This is a genomic window from Verrucomicrobiota bacterium, assembly GCA_039192515.1.
Classification (GTDB): domain Bacteria; phylum Verrucomicrobiota; class Verrucomicrobiia; order Methylacidiphilales; family JBCCWR01; genus JBCCWR01.
Genome location: JBCCXA010000003.1, coordinates 84,193 through 103,095, shown reverse-complemented (window position 1 = coordinate 103,095; position 18,903 = coordinate 84,193). Strand labels below are relative to the sequence as shown.

Sequence of the window (18,903 nt, the reverse complement as noted above, 5' to 3'; positions counted from 1 at the left end):
AATCCAACTCATACCGATAAGAAATGACTGATATTGATTTTCAGCACTTAGTGGACCAGTTTTACCAGCCTCTGTTCCGTTTTGGCATTAGCCTATCTCGCAATCAGGATGATGCTAGTGATCTAGTTCAGCAAACTTTTTCGTTGTGGGCGGCTAAGGGACACCAATTGCGTGATAAATCAAAGGTGAAAACTTGGCTTTTTACAACACTCTACAGGGAGTTTATTGGAAGGCAGCGCAAAATAAAGCGCTATCCCCAGGAGGAACTGACAGAAGCTCATTACGATGAGGTTGCGATTGAGTCCTCAGTTGTGAAGGCGATTGACTCTAAATTAGTCCTCCAGGCACTCTCTGAATTAGAAGAGATCTATCGAGCGCCCATTAGCTTGTTCTATTTACAACAACATTCTTATCAAGATATAGCTGAGATACTGGAGGTACCTGTTGGAACGATTATGTCTAGGTTATCTAGAGGCAAACAAAAACTACGAGACGCTATGAATAAAGTCACTAGCACAAAAGCAAACAAGATCATTTCACTTCAGCAAAAACCAAAAAGGGAGGGGTATGGATCTTAAGGAAGCCAAGCTTATTCTAGCCATGTACCGTTCAGATGGGCAGGACGCGCTAGATCCTATTTTCTCTGAAGCACTTGAACTAGCTAAACGGGATCCAGATCTCTCTCAGTGGTTTGAGCAGATGCGGTCGGTAGATCTATTGATCTCCGAGAAGATGGAGGAGATAACGCCGCCAACGGATCTCAGGGACTCATTGCTTACAGCTCATAAGGTAATCAAGCCTGCTCCGTCAAATTGGTTAAAAGAGACTTGGGCGATTGCCGCTGCTTTGGTGCTCTCCATTTCTGGGCTGCTATATTGGGTGTATTCTCAAAGTCAGGTAGATTCCCTCAATTTCGATTCATTTGCTAATTATTCTGCAGGTATCTTAGAGCCCATGCCCGGATTAGACTTCCAAGCAAGTAGTTACCAGGAATTAAAGAATTATTTAGAAAAAGGAGGCTGGCCAACTTTTGAGCAATTGCCCAGGGGGCTTAGAGGACTTGCCAGTTTAGGTTGTAAGGGGTTTCACTGGAATGGCAGGCGAGTTTCTCTGATTTGCTTCCAGCCTCACCAAGGAAAACCTTTGCATTTATTTGCTATAGAGCAAGAGGCCTGGCAGGATCAGAATATAAAGTCTGAACCATTATTTGCCCAATTTGAAGGCTGGAAGTCAGCCAGTTGGCAGAATAATGGAATGACATACCTTCTTTTGAGGGACCAACCGGACACGTCTCTAGCTGATTTTTTCTAATGTCAAGGTAGTCTAATTAATCTGGCCTTGAACTTGGATTAAATCGCCCTACCGTACTTTTGATAAATCTTGGAGATAGTAAATGAGTGGTATACATCCCTTCTTTTGTCGAAAGGCTCACAGCAGCAGTTATTTAGAGTTAAACAGAAGTGGATGTTTTCGCTTGGCCGGTTCGGCTATTAATAAATTTCAATTTGATTCATTGGGCATTAAAAGGGCCTCGTATGAAGCAATATTGAGGATTCGTAGGGAACTTATATTAAAAAAATGAGCAAAGAGAAAAAGACTTCAAAAGATTCCGGAAAATCTGCAAAAACCGCAGACCCTCATAAGGCAGAGGCTAAGTCAACTGACTCCAAAACTAAGTCCTCAGACACAAAAAAGGATGAGAAGAAACCTAAATCCAAGCCTAAAACTACGGGCTCATCAGAAATTAAAAATGGCAAAGGGAGCGGTCCTAGGAATATGGGTCCAGAGTTCTTAGACAATTTTGGAAAAATTCGCTGGGAATCTCATAAAAAGAAACGTCCTCAAGCTGGTACCAAGTTTGTGAAAAAGTACTAGAGTCCCCATGCACTAGAATTCTATTCTCCGCATCTCATAAAGTAGAGCTTGTATTTTCTTAATTTTCAGATAATACTGAAAATTAAGAAAATATAGAAAAAGATAAAATGAATGATTTAAACATAGCAAAGGATGATTTCATTACCCAATGGGGGGCGATGGGTAATGCTTGGGGCATCAATCGCACTATGGCGCAAATACATGCGCTACTTATGGTAACCCCAAGAGCCATGAGCACCGATGAAATCATGGAGGATTTGAAGATAAGCCGAGGTAATGCCCATAGTAATTTAAGGGAGCTGGTTGGCTGGGGGTTGATCAAAAGCGTGATACGTAAAGGTGAACGCAAAGAATTTTTTGAAGCTGAGAAGGATGTATGGCGTATGTTTTGTATGATTGTTAGGGAGCGTAAGCGGCGCGAGATAGAGCCTGCTATGGAAGTGCTTAAAAATTGCCAAGAAAAAACAAAGAGCATGAAAAGCAATGAGGCAGTAGCATTTCATAAACAAATCAAAGCACTCGCAGAGTTTGTAGCACTTGCTGGAGGAACTATGGACTCCATCGCCAAGTCGGAGCAGAACAAAATGATCCAGATGGCCATGAAACTTATGAAATAAATTTGATAGACAATGCTTTCATTTATTACTGAAAATATTAAAAAAAGGAAAATTGGCATAACAGTAATCGTATGGACCTACCTCGCTTATCTTGTCATAAGTGTAACGCTGACTATATGGGTAGCATACACCCTGTATAAGAATGGTCGTATATTCTTGGTAGAAGCCTTCAATGGGAATGTAGAGTTAACAGACTCAGTGAATCACCTTTTAGTGCTTGGTTTCTACCTTATCAATATTGGTTTTGTATCTTTATTTTTAAAAGAGGGTACAGAAGTGGTTAACCTGCAAACTGGCCTGGAGACCTTGAGTTATAAAATAGGAATTGTGCTGGTGGTCCTAGGTGTTATGCATTTCTTTAACTTGTTTGTCTTTTCTCGTATAAGAAAAAACACTATCCTAAAAAAAGTTCCACTACCTTTTCCGGCAACAGCCCATAATTACAATGGAGGCTAAGCTATGAATCGAATCAGTAACCTGACTGTGCTCTTTGATGCAAGCTGTGGTATGTGTCGTGGCTGCCGACTATGGTTGAGTGAGCAACCGTCCTATTTTCATCTGCGGTTTTTGGCGCTGCAATCTCCTAAAGTAGACACATTGTTTCCTGGTGTAAGAGAGTATCGGCCGATGGAGCAACTTATTGTCATTGATGACCATGGAGGGATTTATCAAGGTGCGGACGCCTGGGTTATTTGTCTGTGCGCTCTCAAGGAATATCGGGGGCTAGCCCTTAAACTTGCTGACCCAGGCCTCCGTCCATTGGCGCGCAGCATATGCCAGCTGATTTCTAAAAACCGTCACAAAATATCAAATTTACTTGGGCTTAAGTCAGGAGAGGCTTTTCGTCGAGAGGCACAAAAATTGGTGAACGATGAGATAGAAATGCGTCCATTCTGTTTATGTCAGATGGATGGAAAATGTTAAGAATGTTAAACCACAAACATAGAGGGCAGAATACAGATCAAAGAAGATGGGTATCTGCCCCCCCTTCGACCCTCTTGATTCTGTCAAAAAAGTAAGATGAAAATAGATCACCAAGCATTAACGAAGTCTCTGCGGTTAGGCTATTCTGCTGAGAGGGCTGCAGCATTTGCATATGTAGGCCATGCAGGATCACTGAAAGACCTTCAAGAAATTAAAGCTGTTAGACAAATCGAGCAAGACGAATGGAATCACCGAAAGGCTCTTTTGGAAATAATGGATGAGTATGAGATACCTGTGTCTAAATATTTTGAAATAAAATATTACTTAATTGGAACATTGATCGGTTTGAGTTGTTACATCATCGGGCGGTTTATGCCTTATTTTTTCGCAGGTCGGTTAGAGAGTGGGAATGTTTGTGAGTATTTTGTCATGATGAAATACTTTAATACACTAGGCATTCACAAACACGATCAATTGCTCTATGAAATGGGGGTAAAAGAAAAAGAGCATGAAGACTATTTCCTTGATCTGACTAGGAATGAAAAATGGTTGCCTTTGTTTGAAAGGTTTTTTTCATGGGGTATTAGTCATAGTAGAAATGACGTAGATTTAGAAGATGTTCTCCCTATCAACTAAGCGGGTTATTACTGTAAGGACTTCAAAAGAACTCGAGTCTAATGAAAAAGATAAGTTTTAGAGGAGATAAATACTTGTCATTCTTTTGCATTTCGGAATGGAACATAGAACCTGCTCGAGGTGGCACCTTATGCGACTCTATGCTTCATGAGGTCAAGATCTTGCGCAGTCTTTAAGTCTCCATGACATCATTCGGGTCCAACCACGATGATGTCATTTGGGGATAGTAGAAAAATATCTGTAACCCTTGAATAATCTTCGGAATTACAAATCAATAATGAGCCGATAACGTATCTGCTGGCTTTGCGCGTGGCGGTGAAAATTTGGTGAGGCTAATTCCTTTTACTGCATCTTTATACTCATTAATATTAGGCGTTCGGCCCAGGATTGCAGAGAGAACTACCACAGGAGTTGATGCTAATAATGATTCACCTTTCTTGGAGTCAGAGTCCTCAACAACCCTGCCTTGAAAGAGGCGTGTAGAGGTTGCTAGTACAGTATCTCCTTTTTCGGCTTTTTCCTGATTGCCCATACACAAATTACAACCCGGTCTTTCAAGATAGAGAATATTGTCATACTCCACACGGGCAGAATCTTTAGGGCTGTTGTCATTAAATTCAAACCCGGAGTATTTTTGTAATATTTCCCAATCGCCTTCTTCTTTTAATTCATCAATGATGTTGTAAGTGGGTGCGGTAACAACTAAGGGTGCTTTAAACTCAACTTTCTCATTTTGCTCCTCAATATTTTTGAGCATTTGGGCAACAATTTTAAGATCCCCTTTGTGCACCATGCAGGAGCCAACAAAACCTAAATCTACTTTTTTCTCACCTTTATAATAAGAAACCGGTCTGATGGTATCGTGGGTGTACCGTTTGGAGATATCATCATTATGTACATCTGGATCCGCGATCATTGGCTCATTGATTTCATTGAGATCCACGACGACTTCGGCGAAATATTTGGCGTTTTCATCGGGTTGCAGAGCTGGTTTCTCACCCGACTTAATTTCTGTAATTCTCCTATCTGCTTTTTCGATCAATCCCTTTAGGGTTTGAGCTTGGTTATCCATGCCTTTATCAACCATGACTTGAATTCGGCTCTTGGCGATCTCTAAAGACTGAATAAGGGTTTCATCTTGAGAGATACAGATGGATGCTTTTGCTTTCATTTCAGCGGTCCAGTCTGTAAAAGTGAAGGCTTGATCTGCTAGCAGGGTGCCTATATGAACCTCGATCACTCTTCCCTGGAATACGTTATCGCCAAATTGCTTTAACATTTGAGCTTGTGTCGCATGTACAACGTCACGGAAATCCATATGTGGCTCCATCTTTCCTTTAAAGGTTACTTTGACAGCCTCTGGAATTGGCATAGAGGCCTCACCAGTAGCTAAAGCAAGTGCAACGGTTCCCGAGTCTGCGCCGAACGCAACCCCCTTGGACATTCTTGTATGAGAGTCTCCCCCAATGATTATAGCCCAGTCATCAACTGTTAAGTCATTTAAAACTTTATGGATAACATCCGTCATAGGATGGTAAACATCCTTTGGGTCTCTAGCAGTGATTAACCCAAATTTATTCATAAATTTCATGAGTTTGGGTATGTTCTTCTGTGCTTTTAAATCCCATACCGATGCGGTATGGCATCCAGATTGGTACGCTCCATCAACTGTTGGCGAAATAACAGTAGCAGCCATAGCCTCTAATTCTTGAGAGGTCATCAAACCTGTCGTATCTTGCGAACCAACGATATTTACTTTTACCCTAACATCAGAGCCTGCATGTAAAACTGTGCCTTCGGGAACTCCAACAACATTCGTATTGAAAATTTTCTCTACAGCAGTCAGGCCTTGTCCTTCGTGAAAAACTTCTTTAGAAGGAGCAAATACGGGGGGCAATGCTATTCCAAGAGTAGCGGCTGCGAAGTTCTGTAGTTTTTTGCCAAAAACGATAGCATAAGAGCCACCGGCCTTAATGAACTCAAGCTTTTGTGGGGTTAAAGCGGAAGAAATATCAACCAGCTCTTTTTCCTGCTTATAAAGCTTCTTTTCTTTAGTGTTGATGGTGAGAACAGTGCCCGTTTCAACAGAATATTTTTGTTCAAGAATTGGGCTGTCATCATCATCTAAGATTGGGGTGCCGTCAGTGTCTAATTTTTTTGCCCAATTTTTCAAATCAATACCGATCCCGCCAGTGACTCCGACGGTTGTTAAAAAGATGGGTGAAATACCATTGGTTCCAGCGACAATTGGAGCAATGTTCACAAATGGAATGTAAGGACTTGCTTGTTTTCCCGTCCATAAAGCAACATTATTTACACCAGACATGCGAGATGAACCGACTCCCATAGTTCCCTTTTCAGCGATCAACATGACTCGTGCATCTGGGTGTCGTTTTTGCAGGGTCTGGATCTCTAGTTGGGCAGCCTCAGAGATCATGCATTTCCCATGCAATTCCCTATCTGAGCGGGAATGTGCTTGATTTCCGGGTGAAAGTAAGTCAGTGGAAATATCTCCCTCGGCAGCGATGTAAGTCACTACTTTAATTTTGTCTTCGACATCAGGGAGTTTGGTGAAAAAGTCTGCCCGAGCGTAGCTTTCTAGAATATCTTGAGCGATTTTATGGCCATTGCTATACGCTGTTTTGAGACGGTCTGTATCTGCCTCATATAGAAATACCTGTGTTTTGAGAACCTCAGCGGCATTTTGGGCAATTTGTAGATTGTCGCCCAATGCTAAATCAATGAGCACCTCAATAGATGGGCCGCCTTTCATATGAGAGAGTAATTCAAAGGCAAATGGAGAGGTAATTTCTTCAATAGCACAGTCACCAAGGATAATCTCTTTTAAAAACTTTGCCTTCTCTCCTGCGGCACTCGTTGTTCCAGGTAAGGTATTGTAAATAAAAAATTTTAGGGATGCTTCTCGATGTTCGTTCTTAATGTCTTTGATTTGTGAGATTAGCTCACTGACAAGTGCTCCATCATCGATAGGTTTAGGATTCAGACCCTGACCTTTTCGTTCTTCAATTTCTTTTAAATATTCTTTGTATAAGTTCATAAAGATCTGATGAAGTTACATACTAAATCAATTTACAATGAGGTGCAGCATGGAACTTATAGTTGATACAAAATTTTATCAAAACGAATTAATTTTACTAATATTATGCATTTACGCAAGTTTTGCTTGAGAAGGGTTTCCGACTCTTTGGTAGGGTGGTTTGGGATTGTAGTGTTTGGCAGTATTCCAGCAAATCTGTATGAAATTTCTGTGGTGATGCTAATAAGCTTTTAATCAAGAAGCTTTTTAAAAGCAGAAGAGGAAATAGATACTTGAAGATCAGTACAAGATGTTGTCGCCAAGAAACATAGAGCCTCCAAGAGGGAATATAATTCGATCGACTTCACCCACTCTCGGTCTCTTGTGGTTTAAAAGTAAATAAATTTTACTGGAGGATTGGCAGAACCAGTTTTCATGATCAAACTGAACCATGGAGATAGAAAAGGAGAGAGTGCCGTCCAATCACTTTTTTGAGCCTCCTGATTTACTAAATTTTACATGGAACCAGCGAAAGCTATTAGGCCCCTTTATGTTTTGGAGGATTTTGAGCGTTTTTGTGATAGTCCCTTTGCCCATTATTGTTCAAACTATTGTGGACGAATCATTACCGGAAAAGAGCTTGTCAGGGATTCTTTATTATACGGGGGTCTCACTATTTTTGCTGCTTATTCATGTCATCAGTATGAGGATAGCAGTTGCTAATATTACACCCAGGATGCAACTGCTTATTCGGCGCATGAGGGCTTATATTTTTCAAAGGCTTCAGGTGATGCATTTTGGGTTTTTAGATAGGACGCAAACCGGGAAATTACTCTCCAAATACGCTTATGACACTAATTCGGTTGAAGTGACTGTTATACAGCTTATTGCGATGCTGATTCCGGAAATGATAAGAGGGGCAGCTCTATTAGTGGCCTTAGCTTGGGTGGACCCTTGGCTGTTATTGTTTTCCTTTATTGCTCTTTTGCTCTTTATCTATTTTCGAGTCTTTTACTTCAAACCTTTGCGTCATGTGAACCATAAAGTTCGGGTTGCTCGAGAGCGACTTACAGGGAGAGCGAGTGAGTTGATCTCTGCTATCAAACTGATCCGTGGTTATGGCCAGGAATCCAAGGTTCGCCAGGAACTTAATTTATTGAGTGGCAACTTTAGTAACACGCGCCAAGAGGAAATGACCCTCAACGGCACAATGGGCTATTCCATCTTTAGTATGACAACGGCTATCAACATTCTGGCTGTAACATTTGGAGCGGTGATGGTGTTGTGGGATCAATTAACGCTGGGGGCTCTGATGGCATTGGTTGGAGCGTTGCCAGTTATTCTAATGCCTGTGAATATATTTACCCAATTCAGCACTCAGTATTATTTAGGTAGGGAGGCATATCTAAGCATTAGAGAGCTCATGCAAAAAGGATATGTTGAGAAGTGGCGGGGAAAACGACTTTTCTCCCCTGTTAAAGGGAAAGTCGTCTACGATAATGTTTCGCTGAAGTATGAGGCAAAGGGCCTAACTGCGCTAGATGAGATAAATTTAGGGATCTCTGAGGGAGAACATATTGCATTGATAGGGCCAAGTGGCTCTGGAAAGAGCTCCATGGTAAATCTATTACTTGGGCTATATGCCCCAACTTCTGGAAAACTATTGATCGATGGGATTGAGCAGGAAGAAATTGATATGCAAGCATTCCGTCGGCAATGCGCCATTGTAATGCAAGACAGTCTCTTGTTATCTGGATCTATTTTTGAAAATATCTCTTTTGGTAAGCCTGATGCTACAGAGGCGGAAGTGATTCGAGCTGCTGAAGCGGCCCACGCTAGAGAGTTTATTGAGCGGTTGCCCAGCGGGTTTGATTCTAAGGTGGGTGAGAGAGGAATAAGCTTGTCTGGGGGACAAAGACAGCGGATAGCCATAGCTAGAGCCTTATTGAGAGATCCTCGTATTTTAATTCTCGATGAAGCAACAAGTGCGCTGGATTATGAAAATGAGAAATTAGTGCAAGATGCTATGGATCGTTTGGCGAAGAATAGAACGACAGTAACTGTGGCTCATCGCTTAAGAACTGTGCAAGGTGCGGATCGACTAGTTATTCTAGATCATGGAAGAATAGCTGAGGTTGATACTTTTAATGAAATGAGCAGTAAGACTGGTAGTTATCTCAACCGGATGACACAGTATTAGGTAACTAAGAGACAGCACAATATTGGCAACTCTCCTTAGCCTAGACCACTCTGGTTTTAACGCTTTGCTAATGAGTTAACAAAAACTCTAATAGAAACTAAGCTTTTGCCTTGCTTCGAGTTTTGCGTGGCTTGGTGGCGCTGGAAGCACTTGTTTTCTTGTTCTTTCTTGCAGTTCCATTTCCACTTAGCTCTTTTTCAGCTTGAAGCCAATGCTCCAAATGGCGGCCTTCTGGGCAGCCTTCATTGAGGTAGATTTGATATGCTCTTTCGCTTAATGATTTTCCCATAAGAAAAATTGGTCGACATTTCTAGCTGATACTTTAGATGGAAGTTATGGCTGTCTTAAAAAAGGCAAAATTACTTGGAATTTTAAGGTCCCAAGACGATCTTATTTGAAGTGGTGCGTGACGAGCCTGCCTGTAGGATTCAGAGGTTAGAAACAGAATAAAGAAGTTAGCAGAAGGGTAGAAAAGGTATGAAGGTGTTAGAGAGATATTACCATTGGTTACATGGGAGATGGCCTGCGGGAAGAGTCGAGAAGCTGCCAGAAGTAAGAGAAGACGGGACGACGAATGTTCCAGGGATCAGAGTAGTTGGTGATTTGACCGGTATTCCCTTATTAAAATTTTCTTTAGATACAGGAGCTAAGGCAATTCGGGCTATCTTGACTGAGCCTGATTTCCAGAAGACCCCCGAAGGCGAGCGCAATGGCGTCCTGGATGTGGCTATTATTGGTGCTGGAGTTTCTGGGATGTCAGCTGCTGTTGAAGCTCAAAAAGCTGGCTTACATTACAAGATCTTTGAGGCAGCTGAGCCCTTTTCAACCATCGCAAATTTTCCCAAAGGTAAACCTATCTACACCTATCCAACGGACATGACCCCGGAGGGCGATTTGCAGGTTTCGGCAGGAGTTAAGGAAGCACTTATAGACGAGCTCGAAAGACAACGTAAAGATGCAGGGGTAAAGCTCACAGAGGCACGTATTGATCGCGTAAAGCGCAAGGGGAAAGAACTAAATCTTCATCTTGCAGGCAAGAGCGAAGAAATGATCAAAGCTAAGCGGGTGGTGGTAGCAATTGGGAGAAGTGGAAATTTTAGAAAACTAGATGTTCCGGGGGAGAATCTGGATAAAGTATATAATCGCCTTCATGATCCTAAGGACTTTTGCGGTAAAAGTATATTGGTAGTTGGTGGAGGTGACTCAGCCCTGGAAACAGCAATTGCACTTGGGGCCTGTGGTTCGAAAGTAATGGTGAGCTATAGGAAAAAGGAATTTGCTCGTCCCAAGCCAGATAATATTGAAAAACTCAAAATGTTAGCAGCCGACCCTGAGGCAGAAGTAGCAGTAGAGGAACCAACATCTGAGCGAGTCACTACAGCGGCAAATTCAAAGATGCGAGGCGACAAGCCCGCAGGATCAGTTAAGCTATTGATGGCTAGTAAATTAAAGTCCATTTCAGAGGGTCAGGTTGAGCTTGAATTAGAAGATGGATCAATTGAGACTTATGAAAACGATGCTGTTTTTTCAATGATTGGGCGGGAGGCCCCTCTTGGTTTTTTTCGGAAATGCGGCGTAAATATTACTGGGGAGCGGACTAAGCTCTGGTGGATAAGCTTAGTTTCAGTTTTATGCGCTTTCACTTTTGTTTATCAGTGGAAGAAGGGTGGAACCTGGTTGCCAATTAATGAAAAGTTTTCAGAATTGGGTGTATTCCCATTCGGTTTGGATAAAATTTGGGAAAGTCTCGGAGGCTCATTTGCAGACCCATCCACTGTTTTGGGAACACTAAAATTCACTGTAGGTGATCCAGGTTTCTACTATTCACTGCTTTATTGTGCGGTGATGTGTATCTTTGGAGTTAGAAGAATTCTGCGTAGGAAGACACCCTATGTTAAGGTTCAGACAATAACTCTCTGGACAGTTCAGTTTGTGCCGCTCTTTTTGCTGCCCTATTTGGTGCTACCTTGGATGGGATTTAACGGGTTGTTCGATGCAGGCTTTGGGAAATGGTTTGCCGATGAGTTTTTCCCAATAGTGAACTATGGTAGTGGAAGAGAGTATTGGAGAGCTTTTGGGCTCATTTTAGCTTGGCCTCTATTCTTTTGGAATGTATTCACAGACCAACCTATGTGGGGTTGGTTAGCGCTAAGCTTTGTCCAGACATTTGTCATTATCCCTCTGATCATATGGAAATGGGGCAAGGGAGCTTATTGTAGCTGGATATGCTCTTGTGGCGGTATGGCGGAAACCCTTGGAGACGCTCATCGCCACAAGATGCCTCATGGGCCTTTTTGGAATAAACTTAATATGGTAGGTCAAGTTTTTCTGTGGGCTGCTTTTGCGATCCTTTTGGTGAGGATTATGGGCTGGTTTTTCCCAGGATCATTTTTCGAATCTATCTATAAGTTTGGGCTATATGGTAGCGGCGGGGGGACTGCTATGCCTTGGGGTTATGTCTGGTTTGTAGATCTTTTGTGGGCTGGAATAATAGGATTTGGCCTATACTTTCATTTCAGTGGAAGGGTATGGTGCCGCTTTGCTTGTCCATTGGCTGCACTCATGCATATTTACGCCCGCTTTAGCCAGTTCCGAATTTTCCCTGACAAGAGCAAGTGTATTTCATGTAATGTCTGCACTTCGGTCTGTCACCAAGGTATCGATATAATGAATTTTGCCAACAAGGGTATTCCTATGGAGGATCCTGAGTGTGTTCGTTGTTCTGCCTGTGTCCAAGGCTGCCCAACGGGAGTCCTTTCCTTTGGTCGACAAAAAGCAGATGGAAATATTGTCTTGGACACTTTACCAGCCTCTTTGGTTCAAATGGCAGAGAAGAAAAAGCGGTCAGCGTCCCTTTAGCTGATCAAGATTTGTGGCATTGTTGCATGAGCATTGGCTTCTCTTATGAAGTCATCGCTCCAAGCCGATGCCATAAACTGCTGGTAGGGAAAGTTTTTGGGGTCGCTACGCAAAAGACATACAGTTGATATGTCAGATAAGTGCAAGCGCATTTGGATATTCTTAATAACTGCAGGATTATGGTCTACAAGCTCAAGTGCATCTATGCAGTCCCAACCCGTGCTAATACCTGCTAGATCGAGGTAAATCTGGCATAATGCGTCAGATTCAAAGGATAGTGCTGCGGTACCATTTGGCGTCGTGATAACCATTGGGAATGGAGCTCTGCCTTCGGATTCTTCGGCACGTCGACAGTGTAAGAAGAACATGATTAAATAAACATCGGGACATAATTTATTCACTTTAGTAAAAAAGGTTAATTTTGCATAAAAGCGAATGCGCAAAAACGCTATCTCTGCGAGAAGACTACTCTATTTCGATTAGTTGCTGGTAGAATGTGTTATAGACCTGTCATTTTGCCTGGAACTACCCATTCCTTAAATTCTTGCTCAGTTAATAAACCTAGCTCTAAAGCCGCCTCTTTTAGAGTTTTGTTCTCTGCATGTGCTTTTTTGGCGATTGAAGCAGCGTTGTCATATCCTATATGTGGGTTTAGTGCTGTGACTAACATCAGAGAATTGTTCAAATGCTCTTCGATTCGGCTGTGATTCGGCTCAATGCCAATAGCGCAGTTATCGTTGAAGGCTTGGCAGGCATCTCCTAGCAATGTAGCAGATTGCAAAAAGGCTTGAATCATCACCGGTTTATAGACATTTAACTCGAAGTGCCCATTTGAGCCCGCAATAGATATTGTCGTATCGTTGCCCATCACTTGGGTGCAAACCATCGATAGCGCCTCTACTTGAGTTGGGTTGACTTTGCCGGGCATAATTGAGGAGCCTGGTTCATTAGCCGGGATAATTATTTCGCCTATGCCTGAACGTGGACCAGAAGCTAAAAGTCTTATGTCGTTAACTATCTTCATGAGGCTGACAGCGAGTTGCTTAAGAGCAGCATGAGACTCGACTATGGCGTCATGGGCTGCTAGTGATTCGAATTTATTTGGGGCACTGATAAATGGATATCCTGTCAGTTCGGCTATTTTCAAGGAAACTTTGTCGGCATATCCTTTTGGGGCATTAAGTCCAGTGCCTACAGCAGTTCCACCTAAGGCCAATTCAGACAAATGGGCGAGGCTGTGATTTAAGGTTTTTAGGCCATACTGTAACTGAGCTACATAGCCTGAAAACTCTTGGCCAAGAGTTAGAGGTGTAGCGTCCATCCAGTGAGTCCGCCCTATTTTGACTACAGACATCATTTGCTCAGATTTTTCTGCAAGTGTTTTTGACAAGCATTCTACTTTGGGGATGGTGTGCTCTATTAATTTTTTATAAGCCGCAATGTGCATGGCTGTCGGGAATGTGTCATTGGAAGATTGAGACTTATTTACATCATCATTTGGATGAATCGTTCTCTCTCCTTCTCCCAATTTCTTGCCCTCTAAGACATGGCAGCGGTTTGCCACGACTTCGTTACAATTCATGTTAGATTGAGTTCCGGAGCCGGTTTGCCATATGACAAGTGGGAAATGTTCGTCTAACTGCCCTGCTATAACTTCATCACAAGCTTTGACAATGGCTTCAGCTTTGTCAGTAGAAAGGACACCTAAATCTTTATTTGTAAGAGCTGCAGCTTTTTTTAGATAACCAAAAGCATGAATGATTTCGATAGGCATGGATCCCGACGGTCCGATAGGAAAGTTTAAGATGGATCGTTGTGTTTGGGCGCCCCAGTACTTGTCTATAGGAACTTCCAGAGCTCCCATCGTGTCTTTTTCGGTTCTAGTTTCCATAATAACGATGGATTTTTTAGCAAAGCTCCTGCCTTGTCAAACGCTACATGCCGATTCTGTATTTTTTATCTCAGTTTAGAGGAGGGGCAAAAGGGTTGTATTAATTGAGATAATATCATTTACAATTATCTCAATTATGATTGGTTTTCTGACTACGTTTTCATCTTTGTGTGTAAAAAGGATTTCTTCAACATTTGCTAAGTTTATCCGACTTCTTATTGGATGCTTAAAAACGGTTTCTTACGGCAATTGTTGATATTTGTGGTTGCTTGGGTGGTCCTTTTCGTTCGTCTGAATGCTTGTGAGCCAGGTTGGGGCAAGATGGCTTATGTTTTACAACCCGACCGACTATCTGATAGTAGGAAGGCTTTTTTGGATCAAATAGCGAATTCAGATAGAGAGTTTGTGGTTTTAGAAAGGACTTTCAACGGCAATGATTCTGAAGCTTTAAAAAAGGAGGAGCTAGATTACATGCGTTCCAAAATGCTAGGCCGTAAAATTGTTGCCTATTTCTCCATTGGAGAAGCAGAAGTCTACCGGTCTTATTGGGACAAATCATGGGACGCTGATAATGATGGTAAACCCGATCAGGGAGCCCCCTTATTTCTAAAGGATGAGAATCCAAATTGGAAGGGAAACTACAAGGTGGCTTATTGGGATAAAAATTGGCAGGCCATCATGCTCAATATTCTAAATAAGATTTTAGAACAGAGCTTTGATGGTGTATACCTAGATATAGTAGATGGCTTTCAATACTTTGAATACGAGGGTGAGGGGCAAGGGTGGTTGGAACATAAATTAAACCCTGAAACTCAGCAGACTTATCGCAAGGATATGATAGACTGGATTACTTTAATAGCTCAGGAAGCAAGGGGTCAGCGTGAAGGCTTTTTAATCATACCTCAGAATGGCAGTCAACTTTTGGACGATAAGTCTTACCGTGAAACTGTGGATGGTATAGGAATAGAGTCACTTTACACAGCAAGCTCTGGACCAAAGCCTCGTGATGATGTTCAGTATAGGTTGTCTTATATTAACAAGTTAAGTGAGATGGATAAGCCAGTTTACCTGGTCGAGTACACTAAGAAAGATGAGCTCAAGATTTTTGCTGAAGAGCAAGCTGCTCAAAAAGGTTTCTACTTGCTGCTCACTAAAAAGCGACTGGGCTCTATGGGAGTCGCCTTTGATTTATAGGGAGATAATTGCCGGGCCAGATGAGGTGCCTATGCGTGAAGCTCCTGCCTCAATCATACTCCAAGCTGTTTTTTCATCTTTGATTCCACCTGAGGCTTTTACTCCCATATCAGCGCCAACCGTTTTTCGCATAAGCTTCACGTGCTCAAGGGTAGCCCCATGTTTGTTAAAGCCTGTAGACGTTTTGACAAAGTGAGCGCCTGCACGCTTTGCCGTTTCACATGCTCTAGCAATTTGCTCTAAGCTGAGAAGGCATGTCTCAAGGATCACTTTGACTGTTTTATTCATACCTTGGAGTGCTGCAATTGAAACAACTTCATGGATTTCATGTTCCACAAAATTCCAATGTCCTTCGATTGCAGCGCCAATATTCATGACCATGTCAATCTCGTCCGCACCTTGCTCAATAGAGTGTTTGGTAGCGGCTGCTTTAGAGGTAGGTAAAGAAGCTCCCAGAGGAAAGCCTACCACAGTACAGATTTTAATTTCGGTGCCTTGTAATATCGGAGCAGCAGAAGATATCCAGTAAGGGTTAATACAGATAGCGTGAAATTGAAATCTCTTTGCTTCTTCACAAAGTTTCTGAATATCAGAAAATGTTACTTCTGGTTTAAGCAAGGTATGGTCGATGTATGGAGCTAAATTCATGCTCAGTTCCTAAAGGTTAAGATCCCCTTGTAGTTTGAAGTCTCCAGTATATTTTTCACGATGTTCTACAGTATCGAGGTAATTGAAGAATTCCTTCGAAGTCTCGAATAGGTGGCCTTTCTCAATGTAGCTGTCTGTAGTAAACGGACTGAAACCTTTAGGAAATATCATATACCTAGCTTTCATATAGTCGCGCGCATGTCCGAGCTCATCCATCATGCCAGCAGATAGAGGAGGTCTTTCTGGGTAGGGATGTATGGCCACAATAGCATCTACTTTTCCGACATACCAATGTAAGTCTCTATGCACAGTGTAAGCATAGATAGCTTCTCGGTTTGCTGCAGTTTCGCTTTTGTATACATCTCCAATCTCCACTGTCTTGGGGTCGATAATTACTGCATATTGGCGAAGCTGGTCAATAATTTGGTCAACTTCCTCTCGCATTTGTGGCGTGGCGTAGGTCATAGAATAACTTGTATAGACTACCCATGGGTTGGGGTCAGTGACTAGCTTGTATAGACATTCAGGAGGCTCACCTACGGCAATCACATAGTGAGGAATACCCATATGTTTGGCCCAATCTTCAGAAAGACTAACTTCCTCATTCATCCATGCTAGGATTTCATAGAGTGTATGATTGCGCGCTTTGAGTGCTCCAAAGAATGTTTCACAGTCTTCATCTGCAGGGACACTATCTAGCTTCATTTTGATTTTCCACTCGGCATCAATTAGCGTGACAATACACTCGGGTCTGATGAATTCTTGAATATATTTCTGATCTTTGAGTTTCCTATTAATACGATTCCATTCGATGGTAGCAGGAGCTCGTACAATCAGATTTTCATATTGATGGCGCTGTATTTCAAAGCCTATGCGCTCGTATTCTCTTTCGCGTGTGAGTTCGAAAACGTAATCGGTAGTCCCTAAGAGTCTCGTGAGTGGCTTGTCTCCATTTTTTGTAAAATGGTCAACTGCATTAAAGACTTTAATTTCTTGGTCATTTTGTTTGCCAAGTTTGACGATCTTCTGGATATACTCCAGGTCATCCATTCCAGCAACCATTCCCGTTACAAGTGCGCGCATAAAAATACTTATATTAGCCAGTTGTTTTTAACCCCGCTTATATATAGGCATATAGCAGATAAAGTAGGTTGCCAATGCAGAAGTTAGATATCAGGGGGGTAGTGCTGAGACCTGTGCGCTTTGATTCTATGCAGTTTTGCATTTCGCACATACTAATAATTTCAGCTTGCAGATCAACTCGGGCTGGCGGGATTCGAACCCACGACCTCTTGAACCCCATTCAAGCGCACTACCAAGCTGTGCTACAGCCCGCTAATCATTAATAAGCGAATTGGTAAGGCTATAGATTCGAGCTAATCGAAGCAAATCTTTTTCAATTTATGATGCCACATGACATAGAACGCTATGCATGGCTGATATCAATTTCCTCTTCGGTGTGGCCATTAATGATCTTGTATTCTTCGATAAATACTTTGTTATCAGTTCGGAATGCTAATCTACTTTCATACTTACGCTCCAAATCAACGAGCAGCTCTTGGTCTTCCTTACGTAAGCGGTTCATTATCTCTGGATGCACTAAAATACGGAGTTCATGAATATCTTTGTTTTTGCTGAAAACACGACCAATGTCCCTCTGCAGCTCTACGCTAATTGTTTCAGGTGTTTTAACCATACCCTTGCCTTTGCATGATGGGCACTCCATGTAAACAGACTGGCTGATGCTTTCCTGCAATCTTTGCCGTGTCATTTCAACGAGCCCTAGTTGAGATATCGGCAATACGTGGGTTTTAGCTCTATCTTTACGAACGAAATCTTTTAGATAATTGACCACGGCGTGTTGGTCTTTGCGATGTTTCATGTCTATGAAATCAATAACGATAAGCCCTCCAATATTTCTTAGGCGTAATTGCCTAGAGATTTCCTCAGCTGCTTCCATATTTGTATTGAGTATGGTGTTGTCATGGTTTGTGCTGCTCTTGTTACGTCCTGTGTTAACATCTATCGCTACTAAGGCCTCTGTTTCATCGATAACGATATAAGCGCCAGATTTTAACCAAACAATTCTTCGGAAAGCATTGTCAATTTGTCGGTTGATTTGAAGAGATTCAAATAGAGGAACTGCGCCAGAATAGAGGTGGACCTTTTTTTCTGATCTTTTAGAGATACGACTTATGTTTTTCTTGATACGTTCAGCAGTGTCAATATCGTCAACAGTGATTCGATCTACGTCAGCAGTAAGAAAATCTCGGACCGTGCGTCCAATAATTCCTGGCTCTGCAAGTAATAAGCTAGGAGCTTTCTCTGTTTTGAGTCGCTCTTCTATTTCACGCCATTGCTCAATCAAGAGAGCAAGGTCACGCACGAAATATCTTGTTTTCGCTCCTTCTCCAACAGTCCGTATAATGACTGCCATTCCATCGGGTATTGTGAGATTGCTAAGAATTTTGCGTAGACGTTGACGTTCGTTGGGGTCGTTAATTTTTCTGGATATTCCACTCTGATCAGAAAAGGGCATAAGCACGAGGTATCGTCCTGCTAAAGAGATGTTGGTGGTTATGCGAGCTCCTTTTTGTCCGATAGGTCCTTTGGTTACTTGTACAATAATATCTGAGCCTGGTGGATACAGGTTAGGAATATCATCTGGTGTGATTTTTTTGCGGCGTGACTTGTGACCAGCGCGCTCTACTTTCTCTACTCCTGAGTCCAATGCTGCAGGCATGGCGTCCCAGTAATGCAAAAAAGCATTTTTCTCCAGGTTCAGGTCCACAAATAGAGCTTTGAGAGCTGGCTCAATATTATGGACCCGACCTTTATAAATGTTTCCCGAAATACTACGATCACTATCTCGCTCGATAGAAAAATCCTCGAGCACTTTATTCTCTAGAACGGCTACCCGCCGCTCTAGAGGCTCTACATTAATAACAATTTCTTTTCCTGAAGCTTTATTGAACCCTAGAAAGTTCTGTATCTTTTTGAGGATCATACCTTTTTTATCCTT

General features: G+C 42.2%; 16 protein-coding genes, 1 tRNA gene and 1 pseudogene. 10 read left to right on the top strand and 8 right to left on the bottom strand.

The genetic code is table 11. From position 1 onward, the window contains the following. Window positions 1-23 precede the first annotated feature (23 nt). The 7 genes and pseudogenes from AAGA18_02655 to AAGA18_02625 all read left to right on the top strand — a co-directional run bounded on the left by AAGA18_02655 (window position 24) and on the right by AAGA18_02625 (window position 4,052). On the top strand, window positions 24-578 hold the full coding sequence (locus AAGA18_02655) for an RNA polymerase sigma factor (GenBank protein ID MEM9444229.1): 555 nt from the start codon (window positions 24-26) through the stop codon (window positions 576-578). After that, a complete protein-coding gene (locus tag AAGA18_02650; GenBank protein ID MEM9444228.1) occupies window positions 568-1,311 on the top strand; it encodes a hypothetical protein in 744 nt (247 codons plus the stop codon). Before AAGA18_02655 ends, AAGA18_02650 begins: the two co-directional genes overlap by 11 nt. A 267-nt stretch (window positions 1,312-1,578) precedes the next feature. After that, the gene (locus AAGA18_02645) at window positions 1,579-1,875 is read left to right on the top strand and encodes a hypothetical protein (GenBank protein ID MEM9444227.1); all 297 of its coding nucleotides are present in this window, start codon (window positions 1,579-1,581) and stop codon (window positions 1,873-1,875) included. Window positions 1,876-1,982: 107 nt separating this feature from the next. Then, entirely contained in the window at window positions 1,983-2,492 is a 510-nt protein-coding gene (locus AAGA18_02640) for a transcriptional regulator (protein ID MEM9444226.1), read from the top strand. Window positions 2,493-2,552: 60 nt separating this feature from the next. Continuing rightward, window positions 2,553-2,948 (top strand): annotated as a pseudogene (locus AAGA18_02635) (hypothetical protein). A gap of 3 nt (window positions 2,949-2,951) precedes the next feature. Next, on the top strand, window positions 2,952-3,416 hold the full coding sequence (locus AAGA18_02630) for a DUF393 domain-containing protein (GenBank protein ID MEM9444225.1): 465 nt from the start codon (window positions 2,952-2,954) through the stop codon (window positions 3,414-3,416). 96 nt (window positions 3,417-3,512) lie between these two features. Beyond that, complete coding sequence (locus AAGA18_02625; protein MEM9444224.1) at window positions 3,513-4,052, top strand: hypothetical protein; 540 nt, start codon at window positions 3,513-3,515, stop codon at window positions 4,050-4,052. Between the two features lie 271 nt (window positions 4,053-4,323). Here AAGA18_02625 and AAGA18_02620 read toward each other — a convergent pair whose 3' ends face one another. Beyond that, the gene (locus AAGA18_02620) at window positions 4,324-7,110 is read right to left on the bottom strand and encodes a bifunctional aconitate hydratase 2/2-methylisocitrate dehydratase (protein ID MEM9444223.1); all 2,787 of its coding nucleotides are present in this window, start codon (window positions 7,108-7,110) and stop codon (window positions 4,324-4,326) included. A 430-nt stretch (window positions 7,111-7,540) separates the two neighbouring features. Here AAGA18_02620 and AAGA18_02615 point away from each other — a divergent pair, with 430 nt between their 5' ends. Further along, window positions 7,541-9,289, top strand: a complete 1,749-nt coding sequence (locus AAGA18_02615) for an ABC transporter ATP-binding protein (protein ID MEM9444222.1) — start codon at window positions 7,541-7,543, stop codon at window positions 9,287-9,289. A 97-nt stretch (window positions 9,290-9,386) separates the two neighbouring features. On the opposite strand, the gene AAGA18_02610 is transcribed toward AAGA18_02615, so the two are convergent. Further along, a complete protein-coding gene (locus AAGA18_02610; GenBank protein ID MEM9444221.1) occupies window positions 9,387-9,578 on the bottom strand; it encodes a DUF2934 domain-containing protein in 192 nt (63 codons plus the stop codon). 188 nt (window positions 9,579-9,766) lie between these two features. On the opposite strand from AAGA18_02610, the gene AAGA18_02605 reads away from it, so the two are divergent. After that, a complete protein-coding gene (locus tag AAGA18_02605) occupies window positions 9,767-12,148 on the top strand; it encodes an NAD(P)-binding domain-containing protein (protein ID MEM9444220.1) in 2,382 nt (793 codons plus the stop codon). Here AAGA18_02605 and AAGA18_02600 read toward each other — a convergent pair. Continuing rightward, window positions 12,145-12,549 (bottom strand): hypothetical protein, encoded by a 405-nt coding sequence (locus AAGA18_02600; GenBank protein ID MEM9444219.1) that lies wholly within the window; start codon window positions 12,547-12,549, stop codon window positions 12,145-12,147. The genes AAGA18_02605 and AAGA18_02600 overlap by 4 nt on opposite strands. A gap of 98 nt (window positions 12,550-12,647) precedes the next feature. Next, on the bottom strand, window positions 12,648-14,039 hold the full coding sequence (fumC, locus tag AAGA18_02595; GenBank protein MEM9444218.1) for a class II fumarate hydratase: 1,392 nt from the start codon (window positions 14,037-14,039) through the stop codon (window positions 12,648-12,650). Window positions 14,040-14,261: 222 nt separating this feature from the next. Between fumC and AAGA18_02590 the strand changes: the two genes are divergently transcribed. Continuing rightward, window positions 14,262-15,233 carry an MJ1477/TM1410 family putative glycoside hydrolase gene (locus AAGA18_02590; protein MEM9444217.1) on the top strand — a complete coding sequence of 324 codons (972 nt, stop codon included), beginning with the start codon at window positions 14,262-14,264 and terminating at the stop codon, window positions 15,231-15,233. On the opposite strand, the gene deoC is transcribed toward AAGA18_02590, so the two are convergent. The 4 genes from deoC to AAGA18_02570 form a co-directional block, all read right to left on the bottom strand. Then, entirely contained in the window at window positions 15,228-15,887 is a 660-nt protein-coding gene (gene deoC / locus AAGA18_02585) for a deoxyribose-phosphate aldolase (protein MEM9444216.1), read from the bottom strand. The genes AAGA18_02590 and deoC overlap by 6 nt on opposite strands. 3 nt (window positions 15,888-15,890) lie before the next feature. Then, window positions 15,891-16,964: a hypothetical protein gene (locus AAGA18_02580; protein ID MEM9444215.1), complete on the bottom strand. Its 1,074-nt coding sequence runs from the start codon at window positions 16,962-16,964 to the stop codon at window positions 15,891-15,893. 178 nt (window positions 16,965-17,142) lie between these two features. Then, window positions 17,143-17,216, bottom strand: a tRNA-Pro gene (locus tag AAGA18_02575). Between the two features lie 91 nt (window positions 17,217-17,307). Then, window positions 17,308-18,888 (bottom strand): Rne/Rng family ribonuclease, encoded by a 1,581-nt coding sequence (locus AAGA18_02570; GenBank protein ID MEM9444214.1) that lies wholly within the window; start codon window positions 18,886-18,888, stop codon window positions 17,308-17,310. Window positions 18,889-18,903: the final 15 nt, after the last annotated feature.